This window comes from Pyramidobacter sp. C12-8 (assembly GCF_002007215.1).
Lineage (GTDB): Bacteria > Synergistota > Synergistia > Synergistales > Dethiosulfovibrionaceae > Pyramidobacter.
The window spans coordinates 41,863-65,240 of the sequence record NZ_MUHX01000002.1 but is presented as its reverse complement, the minus strand read 5'-3'; the positions used below and the strand labels follow the sequence as shown (position 1 = coordinate 65,240).

The 23,378-nt window shown below is 60.6% G+C and carries 24 protein-coding genes; 17 read left to right on the top strand and 7 right to left on the bottom strand.

Annotated features, from left to right (window positions below):
* Positions 1 to 19 precede the first annotated feature (19 nt).
* The 3 genes from B0D78_RS00990 (at position 20) to B0D78_RS00980 (ending at position 3,412) form a co-directional block, all read left to right on the top strand.
* Positions 20 to 1,201: an MFS transporter gene (locus B0D78_RS00990; RefSeq protein ID WP_078015123.1), complete on the top strand. Its 1,182-nt coding sequence runs from the start codon at positions 20 to 22 to the stop codon at positions 1,199 to 1,201.
* Complete coding sequence (locus B0D78_RS00985; protein ID WP_078015122.1) at positions 1,201 to 1,857, top strand: ribonuclease HI family protein; 657 nt, start codon at positions 1,201 to 1,203, stop codon at positions 1,855 to 1,857. Before B0D78_RS00990 ends, B0D78_RS00985 begins: the two co-directional genes overlap by 1 nt.
* A 355-nt stretch (positions 1,858 to 2,212) precedes the next feature.
* Positions 2,213 to 3,412 carry a CdaR family transcriptional regulator gene (locus B0D78_RS00980; protein WP_078015121.1) on the top strand — a complete coding sequence of 400 codons (1,200 nt, stop codon included), beginning with the start codon at positions 2,213 to 2,215 and terminating at the stop codon, positions 3,410 to 3,412.
* Positions 3,413 to 3,562: 150 nt separating this feature from the next.
* Here the strand turns inward: B0D78_RS00980 and B0D78_RS00975 are convergent, their stop codons facing one another.
* Positions 3,563 to 5,170 carry a gamma-glutamyltransferase family protein gene (locus tag B0D78_RS00975; protein WP_078015120.1) on the bottom strand — a complete coding sequence of 536 codons (1,608 nt, stop codon included), beginning with the start codon at positions 5,168 to 5,170 and terminating at the stop codon, positions 3,563 to 3,565.
* 132 nt (positions 5,171 to 5,302) lie between these two features.
* Positions 5,303 to 6,508, bottom strand: a complete 1,206-nt coding sequence (locus tag B0D78_RS00970) for a hypothetical protein (protein WP_078015119.1) — start codon at positions 6,506 to 6,508, stop codon at positions 5,303 to 5,305.
* 195 nt (positions 6,509 to 6,703) lie between these two features.
* Here B0D78_RS00970 and B0D78_RS00965 point away from each other — a divergent pair, with 195 nt between their 5' ends.
* Complete coding sequence (locus tag B0D78_RS00965) at positions 6,704 to 8,026, top strand: hypothetical protein (protein ID WP_143521665.1); 1,323 nt, start codon at positions 6,704 to 6,706, stop codon at positions 8,024 to 8,026.
* Positions 8,027 to 8,141: 115 nt separating this feature from the next.
* Here the strand turns inward: B0D78_RS00965 and B0D78_RS00960 are convergent, their stop codons facing one another.
* The 3 genes from B0D78_RS00960 to B0D78_RS00950 form a co-directional block, all read right to left on the bottom strand.
* Positions 8,142 to 8,396 carry a hypothetical protein gene (locus tag B0D78_RS00960; protein ID WP_240496075.1) on the bottom strand — a complete coding sequence of 85 codons (255 nt, stop codon included), beginning with the start codon at positions 8,394 to 8,396 and terminating at the stop codon, positions 8,142 to 8,144.
* Between the two features lie 136 nt (positions 8,397 to 8,532).
* The gene (locus B0D78_RS00955) at positions 8,533 to 9,015 is read right to left on the bottom strand and encodes a YbaK/EbsC family protein (RefSeq protein ID WP_078015117.1); all 483 of its coding nucleotides are present in this window, start codon (positions 9,013 to 9,015) and stop codon (positions 8,533 to 8,535) included.
* 10 nt (positions 9,016 to 9,025) lie between these two features.
* Positions 9,026 to 10,408, bottom strand: coding sequence for a phosphomannomutase/phosphoglucomutase (locus tag B0D78_RS00950; RefSeq protein WP_078015116.1), 1,383 nt, complete (start codon positions 10,406 to 10,408; stop codon positions 9,026 to 9,028).
* 167 nt (positions 10,409 to 10,575) lie between these two features.
* Here B0D78_RS00950 and B0D78_RS00945 point away from each other — a divergent pair, with 167 nt between their 5' ends.
* Positions 10,576 to 11,502: an AEC family transporter gene (locus B0D78_RS00945; RefSeq protein WP_078015115.1), complete on the top strand. Its 927-nt coding sequence runs from the start codon at positions 10,576 to 10,578 to the stop codon at positions 11,500 to 11,502.
* 112 nt (positions 11,503 to 11,614) lie between these two features.
* The gene (locus B0D78_RS00940; RefSeq protein WP_078015114.1) at positions 11,615 to 12,100 is read left to right on the top strand and encodes a hypothetical protein; all 486 of its coding nucleotides are present in this window, start codon (positions 11,615 to 11,617) and stop codon (positions 12,098 to 12,100) included.
* A 40-nt stretch (positions 12,101 to 12,140) separates the two neighbouring features.
* Here the strand turns inward: B0D78_RS00940 and B0D78_RS12695 are convergent, their stop codons facing one another.
* Positions 12,141 to 12,293: a hypothetical protein gene (locus tag B0D78_RS12695; RefSeq protein WP_158606209.1), complete on the bottom strand. Its 153-nt coding sequence runs from the start codon at positions 12,291 to 12,293 to the stop codon at positions 12,141 to 12,143.
* A 132-nt stretch (positions 12,294 to 12,425) separates the two neighbouring features.
* On the opposite strand from B0D78_RS12695, the gene B0D78_RS00935 reads away from it, so the two are divergent.
* The 6 genes from B0D78_RS00935 to coaD all read left to right on the top strand — a co-directional run bounded on the left by B0D78_RS00935 (position 12,426) and on the right by coaD (position 18,104).
* On the top strand, positions 12,426 to 14,102 hold the full coding sequence (locus B0D78_RS00935) for a nucleoside kinase (RefSeq protein WP_078015113.1): 1,677 nt from the start codon (positions 12,426 to 12,428) through the stop codon (positions 14,100 to 14,102).
* A 10-nt stretch (positions 14,103 to 14,112) separates the two neighbouring features.
* Complete coding sequence (locus tag B0D78_RS00930; RefSeq protein ID WP_078015112.1) at positions 14,113 to 14,940, top strand: LacI family DNA-binding transcriptional regulator; 828 nt, start codon at positions 14,113 to 14,115, stop codon at positions 14,938 to 14,940.
* 58 nt (positions 14,941 to 14,998) lie between these two features.
* Positions 14,999 to 15,823, top strand: coding sequence for an Mrp/NBP35 family ATP-binding protein (locus tag B0D78_RS00925; protein ID WP_078015111.1), 825 nt, complete (start codon positions 14,999 to 15,001; stop codon positions 15,821 to 15,823).
* Positions 15,824 to 16,151: 328 nt separating this feature from the next.
* Entirely contained in the window at positions 16,152 to 17,096 is a 945-nt protein-coding gene (trmB, locus tag B0D78_RS00920; RefSeq protein ID WP_078015188.1) for a tRNA (guanosine(46)-N7)-methyltransferase TrmB, read from the top strand.
* A complete protein-coding gene (locus B0D78_RS00915) occupies positions 17,093 to 17,599 on the top strand; it encodes an RsmD family RNA methyltransferase (protein WP_078015110.1) in 507 nt (168 codons plus the stop codon). The genes trmB and B0D78_RS00915 overlap by 4 nt, the downstream gene beginning before the upstream one ends.
* Positions 17,586 to 18,104: a pantetheine-phosphate adenylyltransferase gene (gene coaD / locus B0D78_RS00910; protein WP_078015109.1), complete on the top strand. Its 519-nt coding sequence runs from the start codon at positions 17,586 to 17,588 to the stop codon at positions 18,102 to 18,104. The genes B0D78_RS00915 and coaD overlap by 14 nt, the downstream gene beginning before the upstream one ends.
* Here coaD and B0D78_RS00905 read toward each other — a convergent pair.
* Positions 18,101 to 19,312, bottom strand: coding sequence for a tRNA(Met) cytidine acetate ligase (locus B0D78_RS00905; RefSeq protein ID WP_078015108.1), 1,212 nt, complete (start codon positions 19,310 to 19,312; stop codon positions 18,101 to 18,103). The two genes, coaD and B0D78_RS00905, sit on opposite strands and share 4 nt — an antisense overlap.
* Positions 19,313 to 19,409: 97 nt before the next feature.
* Here B0D78_RS00905 and B0D78_RS00900 point away from each other — a divergent pair, with 97 nt between their 5' ends.
* From B0D78_RS00900 to plsX, 5 genes are all read left to right on the top strand, one after another.
* Positions 19,410 to 20,597: an acetate/propionate family kinase gene (locus B0D78_RS00900; protein WP_078015107.1), complete on the top strand. Its 1,188-nt coding sequence runs from the start codon at positions 19,410 to 19,412 to the stop codon at positions 20,595 to 20,597.
* A gap of 31 nt (positions 20,598 to 20,628) precedes the next feature.
* Complete coding sequence (locus B0D78_RS00895; RefSeq protein ID WP_078015106.1) at positions 20,629 to 21,195, top strand: YceD family protein; 567 nt, start codon at positions 20,629 to 20,631, stop codon at positions 21,193 to 21,195.
* A 2-nt stretch (positions 21,196 to 21,197) separates the two neighbouring features.
* Positions 21,198 to 21,413, top strand: coding sequence for a 50S ribosomal protein L32 (gene rpmF / locus B0D78_RS00890; RefSeq protein WP_078015105.1), 216 nt, complete (start codon positions 21,198 to 21,200; stop codon positions 21,411 to 21,413).
* 301 nt (positions 21,414 to 21,714) lie between these two features.
* A complete protein-coding gene (gene fapR, locus B0D78_RS00885) occupies positions 21,715 to 22,317 on the top strand; it encodes a transcription factor FapR (RefSeq protein ID WP_078015104.1) in 603 nt (200 codons plus the stop codon).
* A 2-nt stretch (positions 22,318 to 22,319) separates the two neighbouring features.
* Positions 22,320 to 23,351 (top strand): phosphate acyltransferase PlsX, encoded by a 1,032-nt coding sequence (gene plsX, locus B0D78_RS00880; protein WP_078015103.1) that lies wholly within the window; start codon positions 22,320 to 22,322, stop codon positions 23,349 to 23,351.
* Positions 23,352 to 23,378: the final 27 nt, after the last annotated feature.

Here is a 23,378-nt window from a genome sequence, read left to right as displayed (position 1 = left end):
CGTTCGGGAGAGAGAGCGTATGAGGCTGCCCTCTTATTTTTACAGTATTTTCACGCTGACGTTTTGCGCCCATAGCCTGGTTTCTGCCAGCTACGTGCTGCCGTCGCTGCTGCTGCAGATGGATTTCGGTTCGTGGCGGATGGGCGTGGTCATGAGCGTCTTTTACGTTGGTGCGACCTGTGCCCGTCCTCTCGGGGGCTGGATGGTGGAGCGCGTCGGCGTCCGCGGGGCCGTGACGGGGGCGGCGCTTTTGGGGGCCGCCGCAGGGCTGGGGTATCTGTCGCGGAATTTTTGCGCGCTGATGCTGGCGCGTTTTCTTGTCGGCATGGCTTACAGCGTGGTGTATGTGGCGATCACGGCGTATCAGGGGCTGGTTATCCCCGCGGCGGAACGCGGCCGGATTTTCGGTTATCTCTGCCTTGGCTCCATTCTTCCGCAGTTTGTCGTAGTGCCGTTGTCCGAATTCCTGATTGACCGCGGTTTCATCCGTCTGTTCATGATGCTTTCCTCCGCTATTTTGACAGCGCTGGCGCTTTATGCTCTGCGCATGCCTCGCGCCGGAAAAGGGGCCACAGGGCAGGCGGTCACGGGCGTGGCGTGGGGAAGCTGGGGCGAACTGATAAGGCGTCGGGAGACGTGGGCGCTGCTCGCTTCGATTTTTACGGTTTCGCTGACGGCTACGGCGGCGATTCAGTACGTACCGAACCTGATGCGCGGGCTCGGCTTCAGGGGAACATGGTTCACGTGGGCGTTGACGCCGGTCAGCGTACTCGTGCGCGTGGCTTTCTGCGCCTGGCTGCTGACGTCTTTCGATCGACGAACCTCCTTCTGTTTCTGGGCTGTGGGTGAGGCGCTTTCGCTTTTGCTGGCCGCCTCGTCGAAACAGATCCCTTGGTTCGTGGCGGCGGGCATGCTTTTCGGACTGAGCCACGGCGTCGATTATCCCGCCATCAGCGCGCTGGTACCGGACGTGTTTCCGCCGCGGCTGCTTCCCAAGGGATCGTCGTTGTACCTCCTGGCGAATGATCTGCCGCCGATTCTGCTGCCGTTGCTGATTGGCGCTCTTTCGGAACGTATGGGACTGGATGGAGTGCTGGCGGTTATCGGCTGTTTCGCGATAGGAACTTTTCCCGTGATCTACGCGACGCTGTGGCGTCATCCGCCGCTGCGCGCACAAACGAACAAGGAGGCGAGAGCCTGATGATTCGAGGCCATTTTGACGGCGCCTCGCGGGGCAATCCCGGCGACGCCGGTGCCGGCATGGTGATTTACGACGGCGAGCGGGTGATCTGGCGCCGTGCGCTGCCGTTGGGCATGAAGACCAACAACGAGGCGGAGTATATGGCGCTGAGTCTGCTGCTTGACGAGCTTGAACGCCGCGGTCTGAAGAACGCGGAAATCTGCGGCGACAGCAAACTGGTGATATCGCAGGTAACGGGGCAGTGGAAGATCAAAGAACCCCGTCTGAAAGCGCTGGCCGAGCCGATCATCGAGCGTATGCGCGCTCTGCAAGCGCGCTGCCGCTGGGTGCCGAGGGCCCGGAACGCCGAAGCCGACCGCCTGTCCAACGTGGCGCTGGACAAGGGCGAATTCATCGAGAGCGTGCCTTTGGATCCCGGCGAGCCGATTCTTGAAAAGCAGGCTGATAATTTCGCCGCAGCCCGAGGGCTGTCGGCGGGAAAGGCCGGCGGCCCCGAACTTCGGCGGGTCGGAGCAAAGGTATGGCTCGTGGAGGAAAACGGCGAAGAATTTGCCGTGGACGTGGAGCATCGCTGTTGTACCTGTGAAGAGGGGCGTAAAACCGGCCGTTGTCGTCATATTGAGCGTGTTTTAATGGAAGATCCGTTTGTGCTGTAGTATCTTTTTCGATGATTTGTGGCGAGCCGTTTCTGCTGTTTGGGCGTGATTCATCCGATGAAATCAGGCAAGTTGCCGAAAATATGACGGGACGACGCGGATCGCCCTACATTTTTGTTCATAAAAATCTCAAAATCTTGAGACGAATAAATGAAAATGAGCTCCACAAAAATGCCGAAAGTGGTATTATAATACATGTTGGAATGCGTCTATATGACTTAAAAGTTTTTTCGTAACGAAATAAAATTTCGTTACGAAAGATCTCTGATAAACTTGTCGGCGAAAAAAACTTGCCTTAATTCCCGTCAAAATCAGGCAGATACGCCGCAATTACACAATGTCCGGGAGGAGACACATGCTTAGACCTATTGCTCAGGAACTTGCGGAAAACATTTCCCGCGTCATCGGATACGACGTCGTCATCACCGATACCGACGGAATCACGATCGGCTGCAGCGACCTCGACCGCGGTATCGGCACGCTGAACGAGGCGTGCGCCATTGTCGGGCGCACGGGGCAGTCCCGCTGGGAAACGGAAGAGGACGCCCGCCGTCTGAAAGGCGTCAAGCCCGGCGTCACCTATCCGATCCTCGATACTGAGCAGCATGTGATCGGCACGATCGCTATCACGGGCGATCCCGAAAAGGTCAAGCCGTTCGCTCAGCTCGTCAAAAGCCAGGCTGAGCTGTACCTGAAAGAGCGCATGATCACGCGCGAACTGCTGGAACGCGAGCGCAACCTGCAGGCGTTGGTGGCCGACATCGCCCTGTTCCGCCCCGGCATCAACGATCCGCAGGTGATCGAGACCAAGGCGGCGCTGATGGGCTACGACAAGACGCTGGCCTATTCGGTGATCGAGATCGACACGTCGTCGCAGAGCAGCGAGGACGGCGACTATCCCGAACGCGACCGCACGCTGATGGACATCCGCCAGATCTTCAACGCTCCCGGCGACGTTTCCGGCAGCGTCGGCCCGCACCGCTACGTGGTCTTCCGCAGCGCCATGCGCGGGCGCGAGTTCAATCGCGACAAGTTCTACGTGGCGGTGCGCGAGCAGTGCCTGCAGCTGACCGACCAGCTCAAGCGCCGCGGTTTTTCCGCCGCGGTCGGCATCGGCAGCGTGCAGGACGGCATTCCCGGCCTAGTCTCGTCGTATCGCGAGGCGCAGGTCGCCTTGGGCGTCGGCAGCAAACTGCTCCCGCGCGACAAAGTCCACATCATCACCGATTTTCGCGTCGAGGAACTGCTGCTCTGTTCCGAGCCCCGCCTGCTCGACAGCATGGTGGAGCGCGAACTGGCGCCGCTTTTCGTGCGGACTGACGGCGAGGAACTGCAGGAGACGATCGCGGCCTGGTGCGAAAGCGGCTTCAGCGTCGTGCGCGCCGCCGAGCTGCTGCACGTGCATCGCACCACGGTGGATTACCGCCTTGAAAAGCTGGAGAGCATCCTCGGCGTCAAGCCGCGCGATTTCCGCGAAATGAGCCGCTTCTACTGGTCCGTGATCCTGTGGCGGAACGGCAAGGGCAATCCCAAGACGATCAAAAACAAACGCTGAAAACTCACAAAACGAAAAGGGTCGGTCGCGTGACCGACGATGTCCTCCGCAGGACAAACCAAGCGGCCGGGATCTGATGATTCAAATGAATGCATCAGTTCTCGGCCGCTTGGCGTTTGTGTGTTTCTGAGCGGAGAAGGGCGACCCGTTTTACCAGGCGGCGACGCAGCCGTCGGTGCGCGGCTCGGTGGCGCCGATGAGCACGCCGTCGTCGCCGCGCAGGATCATCTGACCGCGTCCGAAGCTGAGGAAGTCGCTGGTGACGGTCACTTCGTGACCGCGTTTGCTCAGCCCTTCGGCCACGGCGGGGTCAAAGCCGGCTTCCAGTTCCACCTTCCTGCCGCCGATCCACTGCCAGCGCGGCGCGTCGAGAGCTTCCTGGGGATTGAGGCCGTAATCGATCATGTTCATCAGCACCTGCACATGGCCCTGGGGTTGCATGAAGCCGCCCATGACGCCGAAAGGACCGACGGCCCGGCCGTCCTTCATCAGGAATCCGGGGATGATGGTGTGGTAGGGCTTCTTGCCCGGGGCAATGCAGTCGTCGGACTGCGGATCGAGCTTGAAGCCGTTGCCGCGGTCGTTCAGCGCGATACCGCAGCCGGGGATGACGATGCCGCTGCCGAAGCCGCGGAAGTTGCTCTGGATGTGCGAGATCATGTTGCCCTCGCTGTCAGCGGCGCACATGTAAACCGTGCCGCCGCACTGCGGATCGATGGGTTTCGGCAGCAGCGCCTCTGCGCCGATTTCGCCGCTGCGTCCCGCGGCATAGGCGTCGCTGAGCAGAAAATCCGTCTTCATCTTCATGAAGCGCGGGTCGGCGATGTAGGTTTGTCCGTCGATGAAAGCCAGCTTCATCGCTTCCAGCTGTTTGTGGACCGTTGGCTCGGCGTCGCGCCCCAGCGAGGTGTCCATCTTCTGCAGCATGTTCAGCGTCATCAGCGCGACGATGCCGTGGCCGTTGGGCGGGATTTCGCAGACTTCGTAGCCTTTGTAGTTGGTCGTGATCGGTTCGACCCATTCGGCCCGGTACGCCGCCAGGTCCTCGGCGCGCAGGAGGCCGCCCGTCTCTTTCGAGAACGCGTCGAACGCCGCGGCGATTCGGCCGCGGTAAAAGCTCTCGCAGTTCGTCTCGGCAAGTTCGCGCAGGGTTCTGGCGTGATCGGGGAGTTTGACCAGGCTGCCGATGGCCGGGGCGCCGTTTTTGAGGAACGTTTCGAAGAACGGACGGAATTCCGGCTTGTCCTTGAACGGCATGAAGACTTTGGCCGCGTCGTTCCAAAGACGGCCGACGATGGGGTGGACGGGATAGCCGTTTTCGGCGTAGTCGATGGCGGCAGTGAACAGGTCTTTGAAGGGCAAGCGTCCGAAACGTTGGTGCAGTTCGCTCCAGGCCGATACGGCGCCGGGCACCGTGACGGAGTCCCAGCCGCGCTGCGGCATGGAATCGTAGCCTTTGGCCTTCATCTTCTCGAGGGTCTGAAGCTTCGCGGCGCCGCCGCTGCCGTTGAGCCCGTAAAGTCTGCCGCCGAACCAGACGAGGTCGAACGCGTCCGAACCGAGCCCGTTTCCCGTGGGCTCCAATACGGTCATGCAGATCGCCGTGGCGATCATGGCGTCGACGGCGTTGCCTCCCTTTTTCAGAATGTCCAGTCCGGCCTGGGCGGCCAGCGGCTGAGAGGTGCAGACCATGCCTTTGCGCCCGTAAATGACGCTGCGGCGAGACGGATAACGATAATTCAGCATGTCGAATTTCATGATTTTTCCCTCCGGCTTTCCTTGAGTTGTGGGCGGACTCGCACGGCGCCTGACGGTGCAGAGCGTTTTTTCGAGGCCGCCGCTATTATAAAACAGATCCGTCGGTTTCGTTCGTGTTTTTCGTGGCCGGATTTACGGCGCCGGGAACAGATGCAGGAAAGAGGCGAAAATCCCCGCCATGATGATCGAGAACGTCGTCACGGAGACGAAGCCCGACACGACGAAGGCCGGCGTCAGCTTCTCGACGACGTAGTTTTTCTCGTCGTCGTTCCGCGCGACGGCCGTCGCCACTTCGTTGACGATCAGGAACGTGGCGGGGAATCCCAGCAGCTGCGACATGGCGATGCCGACCACCATGTTGCGCGAGCCGATGAACTTCCACAGCGGCAGGACGTAGAGCAGCAGGAAAGTACCGATCAGCACCGCCCCGAATACCAGCGCCAGACTGACGGCCATGCTGCCCATGTCGGAGAGCTCGATCTTCGCCAGGGCGGGGATCAAACTGCAAAACGTCGCCGTCATGAACAGCCCGCTCGACTTTCCCCGGTCGAGGATACGCGAAGGGATCAGATGCAGCTGATTGAGCAGCATGCCGAAAAGCAGGCACCAGATCGAAGCGGCGATGCCCGTGACCCTGGCGATCAGGCTGCTGACGTAGGCGACTGCGGCTGCGATGCCGAGCGTCATGTAGACGGTGTAATATTTGTCGTACCGGACGCAGAACGGAACTTTCTTCGGTTGAGCGTCCGTTTCCTGGTGGCCCTGCGGCTGAGCGGCCTTTAAAAGATCGATGCCCTGGGCCTTTTTCTCGCGGTAGTCGCTGACCAGCAGCTTCGCTTCCTTGAGGCCGAAGTGCGAGGCGGGGATGGTGCCGACGAATTTCTGCACGGCGAATACCAGCGTGCCGAGCGCGGCGGCCAGGCCGAATCCTTTTTCGAGAGCGGCGGCGGTCATGATCTGCGTGGCGACGATGCCGCCGTTGACGATAGGAATGCACACCAGAGCGCTCTGCATGCCGATCAGCGGCGCGACGGCAAGTACGGAGACGACGGCGACCAGCATCGCCGCCAGCGACATGACGACGACTTTCCATTCCCTGCGCATCTGCGACAGGTTGATGGACGAGCCCATGGAGAAAACGAGAAACGGCGTCGCCATTTTAGCCAAATCGGTGAGTCCGGCGATCTTAATTAGATCCTGAGGCAGAACGCCGCTCAGAAACAGCACCAGAAAGCACATCAGGGCGACGAACACGGAGGAGAGGCGAGCCTTCGAGACGACGCCAAGGTAATCTCCCAGCGCGAAGATGCCGAACACGACGAGAAGAGCCCAATACATGAAGAGAACCTCCTTTTCGGGAATGAAGCGCAATGAATTCGTTTGTAAAAATAAATTCACTGCTTATTTCATTATATGGGCGTCTTGGATGCTATAAAACGACCTTAATTTGACCTTAATGCAATGGCCGCGTACAATGAAGCGGCATGTCCGAACCATGCGGAACGGGCAAGATTTCTCTATCGCGAGGGAACGATGATGATCATTGGCGTGATTGGCCCCGAGACAAGTCTGAGAATCCTGCAGAAAAGATCGGCTCGGTTTTCCGTACAGCTGATGCCTCTGGCGTATCGGGATTTTCACGAGGCGATAAAACTGATCGAAGAAAACGAGAGGAAATGCGACGCTCTGCTTTTCACGGGACAGACGCCTTATCTGTACGCGACGTCTCTGCTCCAACCCGCGGTCCCGTGGGATTTTATGCCGCGCAACATGCTGTCGACCATGTGCGCGCTCGTCAAGGCGGGACTGAAATACAAAAACAGGATCCAGAACGTCAGCATGGACGGTTTTGACGATGAAATCATCGAAGAGATACGCGAAGAGCTGAAGGGGACCGAAGAAAGCGTGCGGCTTTACAATACCCGCTTTGACATCATGGCCGAAGATTATTTTCAGCAGGTCGTTCAATATCACGCGGAAAATTACCGCACCGGCAGGGCGGATCTGTGCGTGACGGGACTGGAGAAGATCTACGAAAAACTTCGGGCGATGGGGATCCCTTCGATCAAGACCGGTCCGAATTTTTCTCTTCTGCAGCAGAAGCTCCAGTTTTTGCTGCTGAGACATCAGATCACCGTTGCCGAAAGAAACCTTCCCGCGGTGGTCGTGATCCGGCCGGAATTCCAGCTGAGCCGCGAGATGCACATGTACAGCGAGCTGCAGACGCTGAGACTGCAGGCGCAGATCGGCGAGTCCGTCTGCTATTTTGCGCAGCATCTCGGCGGCGCCGTGTTTCAGACGGACATGGCTGACTATTACGTGGCGTGCGATCTGAGGACGCTGATGGCCGAGACGGGGAACTTCACCGGTCTCAGTCTGCTGCACATGCCCTTTCAAAATCCCTGTCTGGAGAAGATTTCGGCGGGCATCGGCATCGGGTATACGGCCCGGGAGGCCCGTTACGCGGCCGACAAGGCGCAGCAGAGAAGCCGAAGAAGCCCGGCATCTTGCTGTTACGGTCTTGACGAGAGAGGGCATTTTTTCGGCCCGATCTCGCTGTCGGGCGATCCCGACGCGAAAGGGCTGTTCAACGAAAATCTGCGCCAGATCTCCGTGCAGACCGGGATCGGGATCAGATCGCTGAGCAAGATCGAGCAGGCCCTTCTGCAATACCGGACCGACACGGTCACTTCGTCCGAACTGGCGCGTTACTGCTCGCTGTCGCTGCGCAGCATGAACAGGCTGCTGCAGAAGCTGGAGGAGTTTCGCTATCTGACCGTGCTGGGAAAGGAGCCGCAGGCCGCGGCAGGCCGTCCGCGGCGGATCCTGCGCATCGATCTGCGCTATCACGACTGATGGTGAGTCCCAATTAAATTTTTTAAGTAAAATCGGCATCGAGTTCGTTTTCACGCGGATACGAAAAAAGAGACCGTCTCGGCCCGCTGCAGGCCGGGACGGTCTCGTCTTGTATCTACGAGGCTGGAAGGACGCCGTCGATAGCGTCTTTCAGGTTTTCCCACTCGGGAATGCCGCGGAAGATCACCTTGCCGTTCAGCACCCAGGTGACTTCGTCGCCGCGCAGGCGATAGCGCAGCGTGTCGAAGAGAAATACGAAACAGCGCGGGTCGTAGAAGTTGATGTCGAGGCGGGGACCATACTCTTCTTTGAGCTTCATGTAAAGCTGCCCAACCGCGACGCGGTTGGCTGCACCGGGAAAATGTTTCAACTCGTTCTCGGTGTAGATGGCGGTGCTTCAGCCGCAGCCCATAATGGGACGTTCGCGATAGATCTTGAGTGCCGGAGTTTTCATGGGAAGCTCCTTTCTGTTCTTTCATCGTCAGGATGGAAGAAGGGGCGGAAGATCACGGCTGAGGGGGCTCTTTCTTGACGGCCGCTTTCTGTCCCTGGGTGTATTCTCGCAGCGTTTCCGGGGCGATGGGAAAGAAAGCGTGGTCGGTGCCGGCCGCAGCCCAGACAATGGAAAAATTCCACAAATCCTCGTCCAGCAGCGCGGGCAGCGTCCGCGGATAGCCGAGGGGCGGCACGCCGCCGATTCTGAAACCGAAGTTCTCGAAAACGTAGTCGGGCGAAGCCATAGTGACGCGATGTCCCTGGCTGAGCCGCTTGATCTTGCCCGAATGGACTTTGTTCGGACCGGACATGAGCACGAGCCAGGGCTGTCCGTCGACCATGAAGATCAGGCTCTTGAGGATCTCGCCCGGCGTGACGCCGATCGCTTTGGAAGCGTCTTCGACGGTGAAGATGGTGGCGTCGCTGTGGATGATGCTCCCTTCGTAGTGAAGTTCGTCGAGAGCCTTTTGCACTTTTTCAACGGGATCGGTCATGACAGTCTCCTTACATTTTCCATTGGAAGTCGGGCAGTCCGGCGCGAAGGATGCGGGCGCGGATGTCGGCTGCGATCTGGTCGCGCTTCTCGGGCGTCGTGCCTTCGCACCTGACGGCCAGCACGGGCTGGGTGTTGGAGGCGCGGATCAGCCCCCAGCCGCCGTCGTAGAGGATGCGCACGCCGTCGACGGTGATGGCGTCGTGGTCTTTGAGTGCCTGCGCGGTGATCTGCTTCATCACCTCGAACTTGCGCTCGTCGGGGCAGTCGATGCGCATCTCCTCGGTGTGGCAGTAGGCGGGGATTGAGGCGCGCATCTGCGCCAGCGTCTCGCGGCCGGCGGCGACGAGGCGCAGCAGCCGGGCGGCGGCGTAGAAGGAATCGTCGTAGCCGTAATATTCGTCGGCGAAGAACATGTGTCCCGAATATTCGCCGGCGAAGGGCGCGCCGATGCGCTTCATCTCGGCCTTGATCAGCGAATGGCCGGCTTTGTAATAACAGGGTTTGCCGCCGAGGCGGCGCACTTCTTCTTCGAGCGCTTTGGAGCATTTCACTTCGATGATGGCGGTGGCGCCGGGATATTTGGGCAGAATCTCGCGCCAGAACAGGGCCATGAGAATGTCGCCGCCGACGATCCCGCCTTCGTTGTCGACGACGCCGATGCGGTCGGCGTCGCCGTCGAAGCCGAAGCCGGCCTCGGCGCCGACCTCCACGACTGTGCGCGCCAAGTCCCGCATGTTCTCCTTCTTCTGAGGGTCGGGATGGTGGTTGGGAAAGGTGCCGTCGGGCGTGTCGTACAGGGCGGTGACGTCGCAGCCGAGGGCTTTGAAGAATCTGCCGGCGAACAGCGCCGCCGTGCCGTTGGCGGGGTCGATGACGATCTTCATCGGCCGCGGCAGACGCACTTTCTCCGTCAGCATGGCGACGTATCCGTCGGCGATGTCGGCTTTTTCCAGCGCTCCCGGCGCGGCGGCGAGGTCGAAGTCGCCCGTCTGCGCCATGCGGCGGATCTTCTGGATTTCTTCGCCGAACAGCGTGGCTTTTTTGAACCCCAGCTTGAGGCCGTTCATGTCCTTCGGATTGTGACTGCCGGTGATCATGACGCCGCCGTCGACGCCGAAGCGGAAGAAGCTCCAGTAGAGCATGGGCGTGGTCACCGTGCCGAGGTCGATGACGTCGACGCCGCAGGAGCGCAGGCCTTCGATGGCGGCGGCGCGGATCCGCTCGGTGGACAGGCGTACGTCGCCGCCTACGGTGGCTTTGAGGATACCGGCGCGTTTCAAATACGTGCCGTAGGCGCGCGCGACCGCCCGCACGTTTTCGTCGGTCAGTTCGCTCTCGGCTTCGCCGCGGATGTCGTACTCGCGAAAAATGCGGGAAGGAACCGGGATCATGATGGATTTTTCCTTCTTTCTGGATGGTCTGATCGGGAATGCCGTCTCATATTTCAAGTCCATTATATCGTCTCGGGGAAGCTTCGACAATCGGATCGAAGCGGGGTTCCCTTTTTCCGCCGGAAAATTTATAATGAAAAACATTTTCCGGCGGAGGTGCTGAGGTCATGCTTGGCGGTTTTCTGTTGATCCTGCCCATCATGTGCTGCATCATGACGGGGTGGGGGTTGAAGCGCGTGGGGATCTTGAACGACGAGGGCGGCTCGCAGATGGGGCGCGTTGTTTTTTATGTGGCCGCGCCCTGCCTGGTTTTCCGCATCACGCTGTCGGTCAGCGCCCGCGATCTTGGCGACGTCAATTTCGTCCTTGCGCTGTACGGCGGCTACTTGGGCATGATCTTCTGCGCCTGGCTGAGCGAGCGTTTTCGGCGCGGCGACGCGCGGCGCAAAGCTGCCTCGGTGATGATGGCGATCCGCTCGAACAACATGTTTATGGGCATGCCGGCTGTGGTCATGCTTTGGGGCGAAGGCGCGCTCGAATATTACGGGCGCTTCATGGCGCTTTCCGTGGCGGGTTTTGAAATTTTTTCTGCCGTCAGCGGTCTGATCGTGCTTCACGGCGGGCTGAGAAAGGATTCCCTGCGGCGCGTTTTCCGTTCGCTGAGCCGTAATCCCGTGGTGCTCAGCATCGTGTTGGGAGCGCTTTGGAATGTGGGCGTCGGCCTGCCTCTGCCGCGCTGGCTCGACCTGTCGCTGAAGATTCTCGGCGACCTCGGCACCGGGCTGGCGCTGATAACGCTGGGCATGAAGCTCAAGCCCGGCGAGCTGCGGCGCGATCTGCTTCAGGTCTGGCCCGACATGATCGTACGTCTGATCATTTCGCCGCTGATCCTCGCGCTGGGTTTTAGATTTTTCCCGTCTCAGCCCGAGATGGTGAAAACCTGCATCCTCGTCATGGCCATGCCGGTGGCCATGAACACGTTTCCAATGGCCGAAGCCATGGGCATGGACGGCGATTATACGGCCCGCGCCGTCATGGTCAGCACGATGCTGTCGGTGCTGACGCTGCCGCTGGTGATCCGTTTCCTGTTATGAGTCTAAAAAAAGGCGGCTCCGCGAAAAGGAGGCTGGCGGTTACGCTCCGATTCGGGTAAAATGAGTGACAGCATTCCGAGGAATGAAAGTTCCGGGAAGGAGACCTTCTAAAATGAAAGACATCGAGCACGCGTCGATCAACGGGGTGGAAATCCACAATCTGGCCGAGCGGGACAACGACGAGAGCCTTCTGTATTCCGGCGAGCTGTGGCTTGAAGGGAAACCGGCCGGCAGTTTCAGGGAGCTGAACGAGGACGAGATGCAGCTCGACATCGCCCCCGAGTTCGAACAGACGATGAACGAACGCATCGCTTCCTATCTTCAGGCGCTGACGGAGGACGAGGAAGGCGCGGAGAGCGAAGGCGAACTGTCCAGCGAGATCTTCTTCGAGGACCTGATCGAGCTGGAACTGTACCTCCAGGCTTTCAAGGACGGCGTCAAGGAAGGCTACGGCTGCCTGCTCGTCAATTACACCGACGAGGGCGTGGACGTTTTCAGCGTGGAGAGCGAGGACGAGGTGGAAAACATCGCCCGTGAGAACAACCTCACCGACTTCCAGACCTTTTACGAACCCGAACACTTCATCATCAACTGCTAAGCCGCGGATCGAAAAAGGATCCCCGCTCCGGAGGAAATTTTTATCCTCCGGAGCGGGGATCCTTTCGTTTCGCCGCGGCCGTTTTCCCGCCGCGTTTTTTCTCGGCCGCCCCGATGCGTCGCGGCGCCGGGCGCGGCTTCATGCCGCCGTTGAAATAGGCTTCGCTGCGGTCGCTTTCGAAACCGTCGGCCATGGGTGTTCGCCTCCTTTGCACGAAGATTTCTCACTCGCGCTGCGCCGATTATTGTATGACACGGTATAATAAAAGGCAAAATGCGCGCGGTACGATTTCGCCGCGCAGACCTGTCTGTGAGGAGGCTGGGAGATGTTTAACGTGTTTTTCCCCGACGGAAAGAGCGTGCCGTGCGACGCGCCGACAAGCGGCGAGGAACTGTTGCGCCGCTTGGGCGGCTCGCAAAGCGGCGTGCCGGTGGTGGCGTGGCACGTCAATCATTATCTGCGTCCGCTGAACTGGATCGTGGACAAGAACGCCCGGATCAGCTGGGTCGACTTGGCCTCGGCGGAGGGCGTGAGCGTCTTTCAGAGCTCGCTGAGCTTCGTGCTGACCATTGCCGCCCGTCGCGTGCTGGGGCGCGGGCTGCGCGTTACCCATTCCATTTCCGAAGGCACGTTCTGGGAGCTTATGCCCCGTCCGGGGGAACGGCTTAACGGCGAAGACGAGGAAATCCCCGCGGACAAGGTCAGCGCCATCGCCGCGGAGATGGAACGGATCATCGCCGCCGATTTGCCCATCCGCGCCGAGATGACGCCGATCGACGAAGCGCGGCGTTTTTTCGAAGAACACGAGCGCCCCGACAAGGCGAAACTGCTGGCTCATATGTGGTCCGATCTGCCCGTGGAGATGGCCTGCTGCGACGGCGAGCGCGACCACTTCTATTCGCCGATGGTTCCTTCCACCGGCTATCTTCGTCCTTACAAGCTTTCGAAACTGACGCCGGGCGTCGTGCTGCGCTTCCCGGTCGCGCTGAGCCGCGGCGGGCTGCCCGAATACCGGCCTTCGCACAAGCTTTCGACGGTATTTCTCGACTACGCCGACTGGATGCGCAAGCTCCACGTCGTCAATCTCGTGGAGATCTGCGAAGCGGTGGCGCGCGACGGCGGCAAGGAACTGATCCTCATGTCCGAAGCGCTTCACGCCCAGAAGGTCGCCGAGGTGACGCAGGATTTTTTGAGCGTCCCCGAGCGCCGCGTCATCACCATCGCCGGCCCGTCGGGCTCCGGCAAGACGACCACGTCGCACAAGCTGCGCATCCAGCTGGAAGTGGCCGGCCGGCGCCCCGTGGCGATCTCGCTGGACGACTACTTCGTGGACCGCGACAAGTGCCCGCTCGACGAGGACGGCAAGCGCGACTTCGAGGCGGTCGAGGCGGTGGACACCGAGCTGTTGAACGAGCACATCCATGCGCTGCTGACGGGAAAAACGGTACGGCTGCCGCGCTTCGACTTTTACGAGGGGCGTCGCATGGCCGGAGCCGAACTGAAACTGGAAAAGGACGACGTGCTGATCCTCGAGGGACTCCACGGGCTCAACGACAAAGTGCTGGCGGCGATCCCTCCGCAGGCGCGCTACGGCGTGTTCCTCTCGCCGTTGACCAGCCTCTGCCTCGACCAGCATTCCCGCACCAGTACGACCGACCTGCGCCTGCTGCGGCGCTTGATCCGCGACAACCGCACCCGCGGCAACTCGCCCGAGGCGACGCTGAACCGCTGGCCCTCGGTGGTACGCGGCGCGGCAAGATATATCTTCCCCTATCAGAAGAACGCCGACGTGATGTTCAACTCGTCGCTGATCTACGAGCTGCCGGTGATGAAACCTTATGCCGAAAACTTGCTGCGCTCCGTCGGCGAGGAATCGCCCCAGCGCGGCGAGGCGATGCGGCTGCTGCGCATGCTGCGCTTCGTGCCGGCCATGGATCCCCGTCTGGTGCCCAGCAATTCGCTGCTGCGCGAGTTCATCGGCGGCAGCATCATCGAGATCTGAGGCGCCCGTCATGGCTCGGGTCACGATGGCCGACGTGGCGCTCGAGGCGGGCGTCAACAAAGGCACCGTCAGCCGCGCGCTGAGGGGCGACCGGCGCATTTCCGCGGAGACGCGCGGTCGCGTCTGGAAAGCGGCAAAAAAACTGGGCTACGAACTGGACGCGGTGGCCAGCGGACTTTCCAGCAAACGCACCGGCGTCATCGGCGTGGTGCTGGAATGCATGGACGCGCCGTGGACGGGCGAGTTCCTGAGCGCGGTATCCGGCGTGCTGTCGCGCTGCAAGATGGAGCTGCTCCTTTTTGAGGGCGGCAGCGCCTCGCTGGCCGCCAACGTGCTGCGTCGCGTCGAAGGGCGCAAGGCCGACGGACTGATCTGGTTCGGCGCGCAGGCGCGGGAGCTCGGCGCGTTGGAAATCCCCGTGGTCTGCATCGGACCATCGGCGTGCGCAGGCCAATTCAGCGTGGCGCTGGAGCGCGAGAGCGTCTCGGCGCGGGTCCGCGCGCTGGCGGGGCGTCGTCCCGTGCGCTATCGCGGCGGTCCGGCGGCCGTGATGGAGTTCCTGGCGGAACTGGAAACGGAAATGGGCGACGGCGAACCGTTCGTGATCTGGGACGGGGCGAAGAATTCGCCCGACGGCGAACGCCCCGACCTGCTCTGCGGCGACGAACGGCTGGCGCGTCTGCTGCGCGCCAACTGCTTGCGCGTGCCGGTCAGAGAACTGGGCGTGCTGGCGGCGCGCGTGCTGACCAACGCGATCCGCGGCAGCGGCGTGCGTCCGGCGGTGACGCTGGTCAAAACGACGCTCGTTTCCACGGCTGGCGAGCTGATTCTCGGATAAAACGGCGTAAAAGTGGTATGATGGGGCCGTTGAGTTTTTATTTGGGGAGGCTTGTGTTATGAGCGAGACGTGTAATGGTTCGTGCAGCAGCTGCTCGTCGGCCGGAAACTGCAATAAGATCCCCGGCCCGACGCGGCAGGGCGTCGGCCGCATCATCGCCGTCGGCAGCGGCAAGGGCGGCGTCGGCAAAAGCACCGTGTCGGCGCTGCTGGCGGTGGCGCTGAACCGCGCCGGCTACCGCGTCGGCGTGCTCGACGCCGACGTCACCGGTCCTTCGATCCCGAAACTGCTGGGCATCGATCGGCCGCCGTACGTGGAGAACAACAAGATCCAAATGCCTGCCACGGCCAATGGCATCAAAGTGCTTTCCGTCAATCTGCTGCTCAAGGACGACGGCGCGCCCGTCGTCTGGCGCGGTCCGCTGATCAGCGGCACCATCAAGCAGTTCTGGGAAGACGGCGCTTGGGGCGGGCTCGACTTCGCCGTCATCGATCTGCCGCCGGGGACCGCCGACGCGCCGCTGACGGTCATGCAAAGCATCCAGGTCGACGGCATCCTGGCCGTGACCATGCCGCAGGGGCTGTCGACGATGATCGTGCAGAAGCAGATCAATCTCGGCAAGATGATGAACGTGCCGCTGCTCGGCCTGGTGGAGAACATGTCCTACGCGGTGTGCCCGCACTGCGGCGAGCGCTGGGACCTTTTCGGCTCGTCGCACCGCGAGGAGATCGAGAAGCTTTTCAGCCTCAAGACGTTGGCGCGCATTCCCGTCGATCAGAAGCTGACCGAGCTCGGCGACGCGGGACGTCTCGAGGAATACGAAAACGACGAGCTCATGCAGGCTCTGACCGCCGCAGCCGTCGGCGTGAAGGGCCGCGTGTGACCGATTTTTGAACGGGGAGGCCGGACTTCTTTTTTTGTCGATGAAAAAGAAGCCCGGCCTTTTTTGCCCGCGCGGTTCGGCGCGCGATCGTCGTATTTCCTGAAAGATATCGCCGCGAACGCGGCGGCGCCAAGAAAAAATAGGAAATGTTCCACGTGGAACGTCTTTTCGCCCTCGAAAACGGCGGCGGACGGACCGTTCACGCGGCGCGGATTTTTTTGTTATAATGGGCCGTCTTTCAGAAAAAAACGAGAATTCCGCGCCTGCAAAACGCAGGGAGAGTCATGGATTTTCCCCCTGCGTGAAAAAGGCATTGGAGGGAAGAATTTTGAATCGTGGAGACGTGGTCCTCAGACCGACGCCGGAATGCCGCCTGCCGGCCGAGCGCGAGGGCGCGCCGCGGCTGATCGAGATCGGCTTCGGCAACGGCGATTTTCTCGTCGACCTCGCGCAGAAACGCCCGGAAGCGCTGGTTTACGGCGTGGAAGTTTCCCACATGTGCCTCGAAAAAGCGCTGTCGCGCGTCGCGCGCCTGAAGCTGGGGAACGTGCGCCTGCTGTGCGGCGACGCGCGCTTCCTCGTGCGCGAGTGTTTCGCCGATAACTCGGTGGAGCGCATCTACATGAGTTTTCCCTGCCCCTGGCCGAAGGAGCGCCATGCGCGCCGCCGCGTCACCTCGGAAGGTTTTTCCGCTCTGTTGGCCTCGGTGCTGAAGATCGGCGGCGTCTTTGAGATGGCCACCGACGAAGCCTGGTACGCCGACGAGGTCGAACGGATCCTCGGCTCGCACGCGGCGCTGAAGCTGGCCGAGCGCCGCCTCAATTTCCGGCGCGGCATCACCACCAAGTACGAGCGCAAATGGCTGGACATGGGCAAGGACATTCATCATCTTTACATCGAGAAAACGGCGCCCTGGAGCGTGCCGCGAATGGTGGAAGGGAGCGTGGAGGACATGCACGTAAGAATCGCGCCGGCGGTGCTGGTCGATCTTGAACTTCTCGACCGGACGGTGACCGGCCGGACGGGCAGCGCGCAGGGGCGCCATGGCGAGGATTCGCACTGGGCTTTCCGCGGCGGTTTTTGCGCCGCCGACGGCACGCTGCTGGAGGAGACGATCTGCACCGACTCCGGCTACGAACAGAAGTTCTACGTCAAAATCGTCAGTAAGCCGGAGTGTACGCTGGTCAAGCTGGACGGCGTCTTCGCCCCGTTTCTGACGCCGGCGGTGCGCTTCGCCGTCGAGGATGCGGCGCGGAGGATCCGGGAACAGTGAAAGAGGTCAGGCCGACCGCCGGCAAGACGCTGGGGGCGCTGTTCAGTATCCTCGGGCCGCTGTCGGGCATGAGCTTTCTCGATCTGTTCTCCGGCACCGGGCGGGTGGCGAAGGAGGCGCGCGCCCGCGGCGCGTCGATCGTCACGGTGGAGCTGCTGCGCGACCGGGCGGCGGAGATCCGCCGCGCGCTGGGCGCGGAAAATCATACCGCCCTCTGCATGGACGTGCGCAGGGCGCTGAATTGGCTGGAAAAGCGCGGGCTGAGCTTCGACGTGATCTTCGCCGATCCGCCCTATGAGATGAAGTGGATGAGCGAGCTGCCGCGGCTCCTCGGCGCTCATGCCGGACTGTTGAAGCCCGGCGGCACGGTGATCCTCGAGCGCGCCGGGCGCGAGCCGCTTGACCTGGATGATTCGCCCTGGGAGCTGGCGGACGAGCGGCGCTACGGCGTTTCGGTGCTCGATTTCCTCAAACTGAAGGAGGTCTCCGATGTACAGGCATAAGGCGGTCTATCCCGGTTCCTTCGACCCGATCACGAACGGCCACGTGTTCATCGCCGAACGCGCGGCGGCGCTGTTCGACGAGGTCGAGGTCTCCGTGTTGATCAATCCCGACAAAAAAGGAGCCTTCGCGATCGACGAACGGGTCGACATGGCTCGCGAGGCTCTCAAACACCTTTCCAACGTCACGGTGAATTCCTTCTCCGGGCTGCTGGTGGATTTTCTGCGCCAGCGCAAAAGCAGTATCGTCATCCGCGGTCTGCGGGCGCTGTCCGACTTCGAGTACGAGTTTCAGATGGCGCTGATGAACCGTCAGCTGGCGCCGGAGATCGAAACGCTGTTCATCGTCACCGACGCCAAATATTCGTTTCTTTCCAGCCATACCATCAAGGACGTGTTCCAGCTCGGCGGCGAAGTGCGCAACCTCGTGCCGCCCTATGTGTACCGCCGTCTGGTGGAGCGCTTTCACAGCGGCGCCAAAGCCGGCGCCGGTCTGGTGAGAAGCTAGCCGTTCAGGACCAGCGGCACGGCTTTTTTCTCGCGCTCCCAGTCGGGGCGGGGCACAAGACTTTCCCACAGCGCCGCGCCGCGGAATTCCAGCGTCATGATCTTTTGGGCGTAGTCGTCGCCGCGCAATCCCGCGGGTTTCGTGATCACCGGCAGCGCACTCTTTTTGCGCATCAGGCGCAGCAGCTCGCGGCCGCGGTCGTTCATCGCCAGCGGACGGATGTAGGCGGGGCCGCGGCGCTGAAAGAGCTGGTTGTCCGCTTCGCCGACGTTCAGCAGCAGCCCCATGAGCTGACGGCGGACGCGCGTGCGCGGATAGCGGCGCGTGGCGACTCGTTCGGCCAGTTCTTCGAAACTTTCGCAGCGCGGATACTGGTCGAAAAAACGGTTTTCGATGCCCTCGCTCATGTCGGCGTATCGCGCCAGCTCCGCTTTCGCGGCGCGCATGAGCAGCAGCCGCAGCGCCAGCCAAAGCGGCTTCCAATCGAGGCAGCAGCGTCCGGCGGCGATATTTCCCCGAAGAATCGCCGCGCTTTTGTCCGGCATGGCGCGGTACGCGCGCTCCGTCCGCCCGTCCAGAAGCGCTTCGCGGATCCCCGTAGCGCTCATGATCTCGCCTTCGCTGCGGTCATGGTATCCAGTTCCGACGCGCCGCACCGGCAGCAGTTCGAATTCGGCCTGCTGGCGCAGCGCCGCCTCCGCGTAAGCGAGGGCCAGCGTGTTGTTGGGCTTGCCCAGCAGCGCGCCGGCGCCGGGACAAAGCCGTTCGGCCGCCTCAGCTCTCGCCTGGGCGTAAGAAGAACCTTTTTTTAAGAAATCCTGTAAAACAGCCTTGAAAGCCGGGGGTTCCTGGACTAAAATAGCAGAGATTGCGCCGAGCAGATCCGTTTCGTCTTCCATGCCGAAGGAAATGGCCTCGACGACGCCCGTCGCTTTCAGCAGCGCCACGGCGCCGCCGGCGAAAACGCCGGCGTTGTTGCAGGAAAACGGCAGCGGCAGCTCGATCGCCAGATCGACGCCGCAGTGCACCGCGGCACGGGCGCGTTCCCATTTGTCCTGCAGCGCGGGCACGCCCCGCTGCAGGAAATTCGACGACAAAACGGAGATAACGGCCGCGCCGGCGTTTCTTTTTTTTATCTCCTCGATCTGGTACCGATGGCCCCGATGAAAGGGATTGTATTCGGCGACGATGCCGATGATTTTTCTCATGATGGTGATTCTCCTCTGAATTTGCCCGCGGCGCAGGGGATGAGTGACAGTTTGGATATACGACAGAGCGTCAAAAACGTCAAGGAGGTTTTTTGTAATGAAGATTCTCGTTATTAACTGCGGCAGCTCCTCTCTGAAGTATCAGGTCTTCGACATGGACAACGAGTCCGTGCTTGCCAAAGGTCTGGTCGAGCGCATCGGCATCGACGGTTCCCGCCTCAAGCACACCAAGATCGGCATGGACGCGGTGGTCACCGAGACCGCGATCCCCGATCACAAGGTCGCCGTCGATCTCGTCCTCAAGTCGCTGCTCGACGCCAAAGTCGGCGTGCTCAAGAGCCTTGACGAACTGGGGGCCGTCGGGCACCGCGTCGTCCACGGCGGCGAGGAGTTCGCCGGCTCCGTAAAAATCACGCCCGCTGTGATGGACGCTCTGAAACGTTGTGCCCCCCTTGCGCCTCTTCACAATCCCGCCAACATCATCGGCATCGAGGCGATCACGGCAGCGTTGCCTTCGGTCCCTCAGGTCGGCGTTTTCGACACGGCGTTCCATCAGACCATGCCCGACTACGTTTTCCGCTATGCCGTGCCTGAGAGATATTACAAGGAAGACCACGTGCGCCGTTACGGTTTCCACGGCACCAGCCACCGCTTCGTATCGTCCCGCTGCGCCGAAATTCTCGGCCGTCCCATCGAAGATCTGAAGATCATCACCTGCCATCTCGGCAACGGCAGTTCGCTGGCGGCCGTCGACCACGGCAAGGTCGTCGACACCTCCATGGGCTTCACGCCGCTTCCCGGCGTCGTCATGGGCACTCGCTGCGGCGACCTGGATCCGAGCGTTGTCACCTTTATCGCCCAGAAGGAAGGCGCCGAGAAAACCGACAAGATCCTCAACAAGGAGAGCGGTCTGCTCGGCGTCTCCGGCGTTTCCGCCGACCTTCGCGACGTCGAAGAAGGCATGAACAAGGGCGACGCTAAGTGCGCGCTGGCTTATAAAATGCTGACCTACAGCGTCAAAAAGTACATCGGCGCTTACGCGGCGGCCATGGGCGGCGTTGACGCCATCGTCTTCACGGCCGGTATCGGCGAGAACAGCGCCACGACTCGCCAGATGGTCACCGAAGGACTTGGATTCCTGGGCGTGAAGATGGATTATTCCAAGAATAATTTCCGCGGCGAGGAACGCGTCATCAGCGCTCCCGATTCCAAGGTCAAAGTCATCGTTATTCCCACCAACGAAGAGCTGGTCATCGCCCGCGACACCAAGAAGATGGCTTTCTGAGCGGGGACCAGGAGCGGAGAGAGCAAGACCTATGGCACTGACCGAACGGCCGGCGGACTGGCGTTTCGTTGTGCCTTTGCCGGACGCGAAAGATTCGCAGCTCAGGCTCTCCCAAATCTGGACGTTGGATCTGAAAGAGCCCCTGTCCTGCGGCGCTCAGGAATTCTCCTTCACCGGTCCTGTCAAAGTCACCGTGGAAACGCAGCGGACCCCTGAGGGGGCCGACGTTTTGATCGGAATTAGTGGAGAAGTTGCTACCGAATGCCGTAGATGTTGCGCGCCTTTGACGGTTGCAATTCGGCAGGAATTCATGTATTCTTACGTCTTGCAGTCGGAAGATGTTGGGAAAGTACAGGAAGAAGAGGAATTATTCTACGATTCCAACAGGGTCGTTCTGCCCGTTACGTGGCTCGGCGGCAGCGTTGACGTGACCGATCTCGTGTGGGAATGCCTTGTGGTGGCTTTGCCGCTTTACGCGACGTGCCCTGAGGGATGCATTGAGATCGATTCGCTTCTCCCCGCCGAGGATCGAAGAGATCCGCGTTTCCTGGCTCTGGCGGATTTCGTGGATGAAGAAAAGCAAAAAGGAGGGAAATGACTATGGCAACCCCGAAGATGAAAGTGTCCCACCGCAGGACCCACATGCGTTTTGCCCATTGGCTGGGCGAAAAGACCGCTCCCGGCATGACGGCCTGTTCTCACTGCGGCGAGATGATCCCGACCTACAGCGCCTGCCCTGTCTGCGGCTATTACCGCGGCCGCAAGGTGCTCAAGGTCGCCGCCGACAAGGCCGAAACCGAAGCGAAAGCCGAATAAGCTCGAGCTGCTCACAGAAAACTGAAGAGCCCCCTGCGTAAAAATGCTACGGCAGGGGGCTCTTTGCGTTTCTCTTGGAAGTCAGTGTTCATTGTCAAGAAGAGCCGGTGCGAAGCGATGAAAATCCTTTTCCTGGAGAGAACGTGCCGGCACGGCGGGATATATCATTTCTGCACAGTTTCATACGTAAAAAATATTTGGGGACGGCTGAAAGTGTCTTGACCTTTCACGGTAAAGTCTTTATACTTCGCGTAGTTCGAGAGTAGATATTAGGACTAGGTGTTAAAAGCGAGGGAGGAACATGTCACTGAAAAATGGCAAGTTGAAGCGCCACGAAAAGTTATTCGCGCTGATGGAACAGAATCCTCTCTATACCGATGAAGATCTCGCTCGGCTGCTGAAAGTGAGTCTCAGTACGATCCGGCTTGACCGCGCGCTCATGGGCGTGCCGGAACTGCGCGAACGCACCCGCCAGATGGCCGAGCGGGCCGTCAGTCGCCTGCGTTCTCTGAAGCAGGAGGAATTCATCGGCGAACTTCTGGGGCTGGAGCCAAACGTCTGGGCGCTCTCCATGCTCCAGACCACCAAGGAAATGGCCTTTCGCCACACCGACCAGGTCTGGGATCAATACATCTACGCTCAAGCGAGCACGCTGGCGATCGCCGTGGTAGAAGCCGACATGGTTGTCGTGCAGACGTTCCGCGGCCGCTACAGCGCTCCTGCGGTTGTGGGAGACCGACTGGTGGCCCGGGCAAAAGTGGGCGTCCATGAAGGCGATAAGTACATCGTGAGCGTTCATACCAACGTGGGCGACCGAGAGATTTACGTGGGGCGCTTTATCGTGCGGGCTCTGTCGAGCGGTGAAGAAAGCACGGTTTCAGCCGTGCGGGGGAACGAGGGATAAACATGATCATTGCCGTAGACGCCATGGGCGGCGATCACGGCGCGTCTGCCGTCTGTCCTGGCGTCATTGAAGCATGCAATAAAAACAGCGATCTCGAGATCGCTTTGATTGGGGACAAAACCGTCATCGAACCTTATCTGGACAAAGCTGACAGCAGCGTCCGAAGCCGCATTCGCGTGGTCCATACCGATGAAGTGGTCGATCCGAACGAGTCGCCCGCAAAGGCGATCCGCTGCAAAAAACGTTCCAGCATGCGTATCGCTATGGAAATGGTCCGGTCTGGTGAAGCGAAGGGTTGCGTCTCTTCCGGCAGCACCGGCGCGATCGTGGCCGGCGGCGTGCTTGTAGTCGGCCGTCTGAAGGGGATCGACCGTCCCGGCTTGGGGATCTTGCTGCCGACGAAGAAACCGGTGTTCCTTCTTGACGCCGGAGCTACCGTTCGCTGCAAGCCGCTGAATCTGGTACAATTTTCGCTGATGGGTTCCGTTTACATGAAGGACGTGGAAAAGCTCTCCTCGTCGCCGCGGGTCTGTTTGCTTTCCAATGGTTCCGAAGAAATCAAGGGCGACGACGTGATCGTGGCGGCTCGCGAACGACTGCGCGCCAGCGCCGACCTGAATTTCGGCGGGTATGTCGAAGCCAACCGCGTTCCCATGGGCGACGCGGACGTCGTGGTTTGCGACGGTTTTTCCGGCAACGTCATGCTCAAGTCCTTTGAAGGGTTGATCAAATTCTGCAAAGGACTGGTCAAAGAAACCATCCAGGAATCTTGGCTGGCGAAAGCCGGTGCGCTGTTGCTGTATCCTTCCATGAAGAGACTTGGCGCGCGCGTCGATTATCAGCGCTACGGCGGTTCCGCGCTGATGGGCGTGAACGGCGCGGTGATCAAAGCTCACGGGCGTTCCAAAGCGCCCGCCATCGCCAACGCCATTGGCGTGGCCTACAGCTTCGTGGCACGTAACGCGCTGGAACGTATCCGTGAGGATATTGCACAGGAATTGGAAAAAGTTGCTGCCGAGGAGACGCTGTGCTGACGATCGCGCACCGTTCGCCGGAACGTT

Bases quoted from the DNA above. Each gene is read 5' to 3' on its own strand.
- B0D78_RS00965 (WP_143521665.1), top strand. From the start codon at position 6,704: ATGATGATCATTGGCGTGATTGGCCCCGAGACAAGTCTGAGAATCCTG.
- B0D78_RS00895 (WP_078015106.1), top strand. From the start codon at position 20,629: ATGGCACTGACCGAACGGCCGGCGGACTGGCGTTTCGTTGTGCCTTTG.
- B0D78_RS00900 (WP_078015107.1), top strand. From the start codon at position 19,410: ATGAAGATTCTCGTTATTAACTGCGGCAGCTCCTCTCTGAAGTATCAG.
- plsX (WP_078015103.1), top strand. From the start codon at position 22,320: ATGATCATTGCCGTAGACGCCATGGGCGGCGATCACGGCGCGTCTGCC.
- B0D78_RS00990 (WP_078015123.1), top strand. From the start codon at position 20: ATGAGGCTGCCCTCTTATTTTTACAGTATTTTCACGCTGACGTTTTGC.
- B0D78_RS00980 (WP_078015121.1), top strand. From the start codon at position 2,213: ATGCTTAGACCTATTGCTCAGGAACTTGCGGAAAACATTTCCCGCGTC.
- B0D78_RS00940 (WP_078015114.1), top strand. From the start codon at position 11,615: ATGAAAGACATCGAGCACGCGTCGATCAACGGGGTGGAAATCCACAAT.
- coaD (WP_078015109.1), top strand. From the start codon at position 17,586: ATGTACAGGCATAAGGCGGTCTATCCCGGTTCCTTCGACCCGATCACG.
- B0D78_RS00975 (WP_078015120.1), bottom strand. From the start codon at position 5,170: ATGAAATTCGACATGCTGAATTATCGTTATCCGTCTCGCCGCAGCGTC.
- B0D78_RS00925 (WP_078015111.1), top strand. From the start codon at position 14,999: ATGAGCGAGACGTGTAATGGTTCGTGCAGCAGCTGCTCGTCGGCCGGA.
- B0D78_RS00950 (WP_078015116.1), bottom strand. From the start codon at position 10,408: ATGATCCCGGTTCCTTCCCGCATTTTTCGCGAGTACGACATCCGCGGC.
- B0D78_RS00905 (WP_078015108.1), bottom strand. From the start codon at position 19,312: ATGAGAAAAATCATCGGCATCGTCGCCGAATACAATCCCTTTCATCGG.
- rpmF (WP_078015105.1), top strand. From the start codon at position 21,198: ATGGCAACCCCGAAGATGAAAGTGTCCCACCGCAGGACCCACATGCGT.
- B0D78_RS00935 (WP_078015113.1), top strand. From the start codon at position 12,426: ATGTTTAACGTGTTTTTCCCCGACGGAAAGAGCGTGCCGTGCGACGCG.
- B0D78_RS00970 (WP_078015119.1), bottom strand. From the start codon at position 6,508: ATGTATTGGGCTCTTCTCGTCGTGTTCGGCATCTTCGCGCTGGGAGAT.
- fapR (WP_078015104.1), top strand. From the start codon at position 21,715: ATGTCACTGAAAAATGGCAAGTTGAAGCGCCACGAAAAGTTATTCGCG.
- B0D78_RS00985 (WP_078015122.1), top strand. From the start codon at position 1,201: ATGATTCGAGGCCATTTTGACGGCGCCTCGCGGGGCAATCCCGGCGAC.
- B0D78_RS00945 (WP_078015115.1), top strand. From the start codon at position 10,576: ATGCTTGGCGGTTTTCTGTTGATCCTGCCCATCATGTGCTGCATCATG.
- B0D78_RS00930 (WP_078015112.1), top strand. From the start codon at position 14,113: ATGGCTCGGGTCACGATGGCCGACGTGGCGCTCGAGGCGGGCGTCAAC.
- B0D78_RS12695 (WP_158606209.1), bottom strand. From the start codon at position 12,293: ATGGCCGACGGTTTCGAAAGCGACCGCAGCGAAGCCTATTTCAACGGC.
- B0D78_RS00955 (WP_078015117.1), bottom strand. From the start codon at position 9,015: ATGACCGATCCCGTTGAAAAAGTGCAAAAGGCTCTCGACGAACTTCAC.